At 71.9% G+C, this 7,010-nt stretch carries 6 protein-coding genes and 1 pseudogene; 5 read left to right on the top strand and 2 right to left on the bottom strand.

Annotated elements, in window-relative coordinates; genetic code table 11:
• Positions 1 to 62 precede the first annotated feature (62 nt).
• Positions 63 to 1,244 carry a glycosyltransferase gene (locus F3T56_RS44750; RefSeq protein ID WP_172639478.1) on the bottom strand — a complete coding sequence of 394 codons (1,182 nt, stop codon included), beginning with the start codon at positions 1,242 to 1,244 and terminating at the stop codon, positions 63 to 65.
• Positions 1,245 to 1,301: 57 nt separating this feature from the next.
• On the opposite strand from F3T56_RS44750, the gene F3T56_RS44745 reads away from it, so the two are divergent.
• Together F3T56_RS44745 and F3T56_RS44740 are read left to right on the top strand one after the other, a co-directional pair.
• Positions 1,302 to 2,108, top strand: coding sequence for a glutamate racemase (locus F3T56_RS44745; RefSeq protein WP_149831199.1), 807 nt, complete (start codon positions 1,302 to 1,304; stop codon positions 2,106 to 2,108).
• 50 nt (positions 2,109 to 2,158) lie between these two features.
• On the top strand, positions 2,159 to 2,716 hold the full coding sequence (locus tag F3T56_RS44740) for a hypothetical protein (RefSeq protein ID WP_149831198.1): 558 nt from the start codon (positions 2,159 to 2,161) through the stop codon (positions 2,714 to 2,716).
• A 5-nt stretch (positions 2,717 to 2,721) separates the two neighbouring features.
• On the opposite strand, the gene F3T56_RS44735 is transcribed toward F3T56_RS44740, so the two are convergent.
• Positions 2,722 to 3,714, bottom strand: a complete 993-nt coding sequence (locus F3T56_RS44735; protein ID WP_425473750.1) for an O-antigen ligase family protein — start codon at positions 3,712 to 3,714, stop codon at positions 2,722 to 2,724.
• Between the two features lie 282 nt (positions 3,715 to 3,996).
• On the opposite strand from F3T56_RS44735, the gene lnt reads away from it, so the two are divergent.
• From lnt to F3T56_RS44720, 3 genes and pseudogenes are all read left to right on the top strand, one after another.
• A complete protein-coding gene (lnt, locus tag F3T56_RS44730) occupies positions 3,997 to 5,613 on the top strand; it encodes an apolipoprotein N-acyltransferase (protein ID WP_149831197.1) in 1,617 nt (538 codons plus the stop codon).
• A gap of 67 nt (positions 5,614 to 5,680) precedes the next feature.
• Complete coding sequence (locus F3T56_RS44725) at positions 5,681 to 6,154, top strand: NUDIX hydrolase (protein WP_149831196.1); 474 nt, start codon at positions 5,681 to 5,683, stop codon at positions 6,152 to 6,154.
• Between the two features lie 71 nt (positions 6,155 to 6,225).
• Positions 6,226 to 6,680, top strand: a pseudogene (locus tag F3T56_RS44720) (zinc-binding dehydrogenase); the annotation flags it as partial.
• Between the last annotated feature and the right edge of the window lie 330 nt (positions 6,681 to 7,010).

Genomic DNA, 7,010 nt, shown 5'->3' with positions numbered 1-7,010 from the left:
ACTTCCTCGTCCATGGCGCCATCGTCGCAGACCGCCCAGGGCGAACGTTGCCTGATGCGGCACTAGCTCTCGTCCGGGACGGTGTCCGGACGCGCGTAGGTGCGGCCCTTCCAGGCCGCACCACGTCCCCTGTAGTGCTGCACCGCGGAATCGACCGTCATCAGGAGGTACAGGAACGCGGTGAACGGCAGCAGGGGAGCGAGCCACAGCGGCTGGGCGTAGTGGCGCAGCATCGGGACGTACGTCGCTGTCATCAGCAGCCAGGCGAGCCCGCCGGCGAGCGCGGCGGGCGAGTCTCCCGTGGCGAGGCCCACGAGGAGCGCGGCGGGCGGTACCAGATACACCAGGGCCAGACCGAGGACCGTGCCCGCGAGCAGCAGCGGGTTGTGCCGCAGCTGGGCGTAGGCGCTGCGCGCCACCATGCGCCACAGGTCGTGCAGCCGGGGGTAGCGCCGCACGCTGTCCACCCGTTCCGCGAGCCCCAGCCAGATGTGGCCGCCGCCGGCCTTGACCGCCCGGGCGAGCGCCACGTCGTCGATGACGGATTGCCGGATCGCGTCCGGGATCCGGGCCCGCTCGGCCGCCTCCGTGCGCAGGAGCACGCACCCGCCCGCCGCGGCCGCCGTGCGCGAGCCCCGTACGCCGATCCAGCGGAACGGGTACAGCTGGGCGAAGAAATAGACGAAGGCGGGCACGACGAGCCGTTCCCACCGGCTCTCGGCACGCAGCCGCGCCATCTGAGACACGAGGTCGAAGCCGCCGGTGCGGGCGGCGGCCACCAGTGCGCGCAGGCTGTCCGGGCGATGGGCGATGTCCGCGTCCGTCAGGAGCAGGAACTCGGGTGCACGCGCGCGTGCGAGCCCGATTCCGTGCCGTACGGCCCAGAGTTTGCCGGTCCAGCCGGACGGGGGCTCCCCGGGCGAGGAGACCGTGAGGGGCAGCCCGCCGTGCCGTCGGGCCAGTTCACGAGCCAGCTCGCCCGTCCCGTCCGTACTGCCGTCGTCGATCAGGAAGACCTCCGCACGGCCGGGGTAGTCCTGGGACAGCAGCGACGGCAGGCTCTCGGGCAGTACGGCGGCCTCGCCGCGCGCGGGGACGACGACACAGACGTACGGCCAATTGTCGTAGTCGGGATCCCGGCGGGGCGGCAGACGCACATCCGTGCGCCAGAAGAAGCCCTGGCCGAGCAACAGCCACAGCCAGGCGGCGAGTGATCCGGCGGCGGTCCACGCGATGGCGCTCACGCTCGCAGTCTGCCCCACGGCGGCGGCCCGACCGAGGCCATCGTCTATCGTGGCCGGGTGAAGATCGCGCTCATGGATTCCGGTATCGGTCTGCTCCCCGCCGCCGCCGCGGTGCGGCGGCTGCGACCCGACGCACATCTCGTGATCTCCTCGGACCCCGACGGCATGCCCTGGGGCCCGCGCACCACGCAGGACCTCACGGAGCGTGCCCTCGCCGTCGCCGAGGCGGCGGCCGCGCACCGGCCCGACGCCTTGATCGTCGGCTGCAACACCGCCTCCGTGCACGCGCTGCCCGCCCTGCGCGCCCTCCTCGAACCCGGTCTGCCGGTGATCGGCACCGTCCCGGCGATCAAACCGGCCGCGGCCGGCGGCGGGCCCGTCGCCATCTGGGCGACGCCCGCCACCACGGGCAGCCCCTACCAGCGCGGCCTCATCGAGGAGTTCGCCGACGGCGTGGCTGTCACCGAGGTCCCCTGCTGGGGGCTCGCCGAGGCGGTGGAGCACGCCGACGAGGCGGCCATCGACGCCGCGATCGCCGCGGCCGCCGTGCTGACCCCCGACGAGGTAACGACCGTTGTCCTGGGCTGCACCCATTACGAACTCGTCGCCGAGCGTATCCGCGCGGCCGTCCAGAAGCCGGGCCTGCCACCCCTCGTCCAGCACGGTTCCGCGGGCGCCGTGGCCGCCCAGGCGCTCCGCCGGATCGGCGAGTTCCCGGCGCCCGACGCCGACTGGACCGACGCGACCCTGACGGTGCTCCTCAGCGGACGCGAGGGCTCGCTGCCCGCACCGGCACTGGCCTACGAGGAGGGCAGGCTGCTCCAGACGGTCGGTCCGGCACTGGCTGTACACCGGGAGCAGTGACGTTCCGCCACCAGGTGCCCGCGCTGCGGAATCTGAGTACGCTCAGAGCCATGAGGGACCACCCCCACGGCGAGACGGGCACCCCCGAAGCCCCCCACCCCGAGGTCTGGACCGGCCGCGCGACCAACCGCGGCCAGTGGCTCCTGGCACTCGGCGGTGCCGCCTGCATGGCACTGGGCATCGAACTCGCGGTCGGCTCCACGTGGACGTCCGGCATCGCCCCGCTCGTCATGTCGGTCGTCGGCTGTATCGCGGCCGGGCTGCTCGTCCTCTTCGGCACGCTCGCGTTCGTGCACGTCTCCGTGACGGTCGATAAGGACTGCCTGGAGGTGCGCTGTGGCCACATCGGCGTGCCGCGCCGCCGCATCCCGCTCTCCCAGGTCGCCCACGCCGCCTACGTGCCCTTGGTCACGCCCCATCAATGGGGCGGCTGGGGTTACCGCTGGCGGCCCGAGAAGGGCACCGCCGTCGTCGTACGCCGTGGTGAGGGCGTGGTGCTGAGCCTCTGGGACGGCAAGACGTTCACGATCACCGTGGACAACGCGGAGACGGCCGTACGTGTCATCCGCGCCCGGCTCAGCCCGAGGGCGTCCGGCGCCGCGCGCTGACGACCTCACCCGTCGGTCGTGTCGCGGGCCGGTACGCCGACGCCGTCTTCCTCGCCCAGCAGCGGCCGTGCCGTCGCCATTCCCGCGAGCAGACCCGCGCCCGCCGTCACCGTCGTGAAGCTCAGCGCGTTGGAGACCGCCGCGATCGCGGCCAGCGCGGCCAGGGCCGCGCCCGCCGTGAGCACGACCGGAGTAGGACGAGGGCTCCGCCACAGGACGTACAGGACCCAGCAGAACACCGCGGCGAGCAGAGCGACGCCGATGAGCCCCTGTTCGGCCGCCAGTTGGAACGGCGCCGAGTGCGGCTTCCCGTCCGACGACAGAGACTGGGCGACCGTCGTACTGAGGTCCTCGAAGCGGCCCGGGCCCGCGCCCAGCAGCGGCTCGTCATGGGCCATGCCGAGCGCGTCGTGCCACAGCAGGACGCGGTGCGGAGTGAGCCGGCCCTCCAGCGAGTCGGTCAGGCCGGACGGCAGTACGTCCTCGGCGATCGCCCAGGTCATGCCCGTGACCAGGGCCGTGGCGAGGGCGAGCCCCGCCAGCCCCAGACCCCGCAGGCGCATACGGGCCGCGGCGAGCGAGCACAGCAGCACCCCGACGCACGCGGCGACACCGGTGGCGGAGCCGAGCACGGCCGCGTTCACCGCGACGCCCCCGGCCACCAGTCGCAGGGCGAGCCGCATCCCAGGAGCACGGGCCGCCCAGGCCGCACAGCAGGCGGCACCCGCGGACAGGGCCAGCAGCGCGGCGGTCGCGCCCGTGTGCCCGAGCGGCGAGACGAACGGTGAACCCATGGAGTGCGGGGCCGTGATCGCGAGGCCGAGACCGGCGAACGCCCCGGCACCCGGCGCCACGACCGGCAGAAGAGCCCCGCAGATCCGGCCCGCCGCATAACCGGCCGACACAGCGAGCACCGCCAGCAGCACACCTTCCGGGCGGCCGTCCCCAGCGGCAGCCGTGATCAGCGACCAGGCCGCGCACGCCCCGACCATGAGCACGCCCGCGACATCCGAAACGTTCCGTCTGTCCCGCGCGGCCGACGCACCGGCCGCGGACTCCGTCCCTGTGAACCCCAACCCGTCGCCCCCCGACTGTGCCGGGCCCCGACCGCTCGGCCGCATCCGGCCGCACGTCAGAGGCTCGGGCACACCGTAACGGGTGATGCGCCGGCTTGTGGATGAGTTGCACAGGAACGTTGCGGCACGTGTGCGTCCCCAGCCTCACCGGGGCCGCACGGACCGCGCTGTCGGGGCCGGGGCCACGCGCCGTAGACTCCCCGAGTGACCGTCACCGCCACTCCCGTAGACGAGCCGGAACAGCTCGAACCCCAGGCCGCGCCCGTATCCCGCGCGTCCAGATGGGCCAGTCGGCTCCTTCCGGCCGCCGCCGCGGCGCTCTCCGGAGTGCTGCTCTACATCAGCTTCCCGCCGCGGACCCTGGGGTGGCTGGCCCTGCCGGCCTTCGCGGTCTTCGGATGGGTGCTGCGCGGACGCGGCTGGAAGGCGGGGCTCGGCCTCGGCTATCTCTTCGGTCTCGGTTTCCTGCTGCCGCTGCTCGTGTGGACCGGCGTCGAGGTCGGCCCCGTGCCGTGGATCGCGCTCGCCGCCATCGAGGCGGTGTTCGTGGCGCTCGTCGGCGCGGGCGTCGCCACGGTGTCGAGGCTGCCCGGCTGGCCGGTCTGGGCCGCCGCGCTGTGGATCGCCGGTGAGGCCGCACGCGCGCGTGCCCCCTTCGAGGGCTTCCCGTGGGGCAAGATCGCCTTCGGTCAGGCGGATGGCGTCTTCCTGCCGCTGGCCGCACTGGGCGGCACCCCGGTGCTCGGCTTCGCGGTCGTGCTGTGCGGCTTCGGGCTGTACGAGGTCGTACGGCTGGTCGTCGAGGGGCGGCGCAGCGGTGCCGCCGTGCACAAGGCCACCGTGGCCGTGGCGGCGTTGAGCGTGGCCGTGCCCGTGGTCAGCGCCTTCGCGTCGCGCGGCCTGGTGAGCGACAAGGCCGAGGCCGGCACCGCGACCGTCGCGGTCATCCAGGGCAACGTCCCGCGCCTGGGCCTCGACTTCAACGCCCAGCGGCGGGCCGTGCTCGACTACCACGCCAAGGAGACCCAGCGCCTGGCCGCCGAGGTCAAGGCCGGCAAGGCCGAGCAGCCCGACTTCGTGCTGTGGCCGGAGAACTCCTCCGACATCGACCCCTTCGCCAACGACGACGCACGCGCGGTCATCGAGCAGGCGGCCACCGCCATCGGCGCCCCGATCTCCGTCGGCGGTGTCGTCGAGCGGGACGGCAAGCTCTACAACGAGCAGATCCTGTGGGACCCGGAGAAGGGCCCGACGGACACCTACGACAAGCGGCAGATCCAGCCGTTCGGCGAGTACCTTCCGCTGCGGTCGGTCATCGGAGCCATCAACAGCGAGTGGACGTCGATGGTCCGCAAGGACTTCAGCCGGGGCAGCGACCCCGGTGTGTTCACCATGAACGGTGCCAAGATCGGGCTCGTCACCTGTTACGAGGCGGCCTTCGACTGGGCGGTGCGTTCCGAGGTCATGGACGGCGCGCAGTTGATCTCGGTGCCGAGCAACAACGCGACCTTCGGCCGAAGCGAGATGACCTACCAGCAGCTCGCCATGTCCCGCGTCCGCGCGGTCGAGCACAGCCGCAGCGTCACCGTCCCGGTGACCAGCGGTGTCAGCGCGATCATCATGCCGGACGGGAAGATCACCCAGAAGACCGGGATGTTCGTCCCGGACTCCCTGGTCCAGGAGGTGCCGCTGCGCTCCTCGCAGACCCCTGCCACCCAGCTCGGTGTGCTGCCCGAGATGCTTCTGCTGCTGGTCGCGGCGGGTGGGCTCGGCTGGGCGATCGGGGCCGGTGTGCGCGGGCGGCGCGCCGGTGGCGTGTAGCGGTACGCCTCGCGTGCGCACCCCGGACGGACGGGGGTGAGGGAACCGGCCCGCTAGGGTCGGTCCCATGCCTACCCCTGATTTCATCCGCACGCTCCGCGCCTCCGCCGGCCATCAACTCCTCTGGCTCCCGGGAGTCACCGCCCTCGTCTTCGACGACGAGGGCAGAGTGCTCCTCAACCGCCGCTCGGACACCGGCAAGTGGTCGCTGATCGGCGGCATCCCGGAGGCGGGGGAGCAGCCCGCCGCTTGTGCCGTGCGGGAGGTCTTCGAGGAGACGGCGATCCACTGCGTGGCCGAACGCGTCGTCCTCGTCCAGGCGTTGGACCAGGTGCGATACGACAACGGCGATGTCTGCCAGTACATGGACACGACCTTCCGCTGCCGTGCCGTCGGCGGCGAGGCACGCGTCAACGACGACGAGTCGCTGGACGTCGGCTGGTTCTCGCTCGACGCCCTGCCGGATCTGAACGAGTTCGGACTGTTCCGCATCAAGCAGTCGCTGTCCGACGCGCCCACGTGGTTCGACCCCACGGTCTGAGTCCCCACGGTCTGAGTCCCCACGGGGACGCATCTCCGTGATCGGCCCGTTCCTTCCCGTGCGTGTTCCGCAACACGGGCAACTTCGGGCGCGGTGACAGCGTGGCGGTCATCGGCTGCGGCGGGGTGGGGGACGCGGCGATCGACGGGTCCCGGTTCGCCGGGGCGGCGCAGATCATCGCTGTCGACATCGACGAGCGCAGACTCGAGACCGCGATGGCGATCGGCGCGACGCACACCGTCAACTTCCGGCAGGCGACCCGATCGAAGCCATTCGTGAGCTGACCGGTGGCTTCGGCGCCGATGCGGTGATCGAGGCGGTCGGCCGCCCGGAGACGTGCAGGCAGGCCTTCTACGCGCGCGACTTGGCGGGCACGGTCGTCCTCGTCGGCGTGCCCACCCCGGAGATGAAACTCGAACTGCCGCTGCTGGACGTCTTCGTCACGGAGACCATCGCGCTGGATGTGGTGGAGAAGGCCTTCGAGCGGATGCACCACGGCGACGTACTGCGCTCGGTGGTGGTCCTGTGGCGACCGGGGCCGAACGCGGCTTCTGACCCTCTGCCGTCCACCGGCGACCGTATACCCGCAAGCCCGCCTCCTCGTCCCGCTCGGGACGAGGAGGCGGGCTGCCTGTATGTGCCCCGAGGGCCAGGCTCTTGTTGTTTATTGCGCACGGGGTTGCGTAAAGAGAAACTCCGCGACTCCGTTTTTCGTGGGTTCTGGATGCCTTGACAAGGGTTCTGGGCGACCTCAGACTGATGTTGCGCTTACCGCAATCCGTTTCGTTATACGCACCGAGGTGTCATGATGATTCCCGCGTGCCGTCTCGCGGATCTCCCGCGAGGTGAGGCCCAC

The sequence above is a fragment of the Streptomyces tailanensis genome (assembly GCF_008386495.1).
Taxonomy (GTDB): domain Bacteria; phylum Actinomycetota; class Actinomycetes; order Streptomycetales; family Streptomycetaceae; genus Streptomyces; species Streptomyces tailanensis.
The sequence above is the reverse complement of the archived record's forward strand: the minus strand, read 5'-3'. Positions and strand labels throughout refer to the sequence as shown.

Excerpts from the sequence above, each read along its gene's own strand:
- F3T56_RS44740 (WP_149831198.1), top strand. The coding sequence starts at position 2,159 with ATGAGGGACCACCCCCACGGCGAGACGGGCACCCCCGAAGCCCCCCAC.
- F3T56_RS44725 (WP_149831196.1), top strand. The coding sequence starts at position 5,681 with ATGCCTACCCCTGATTTCATCCGCACGCTCCGCGCCTCCGCCGGCCAT.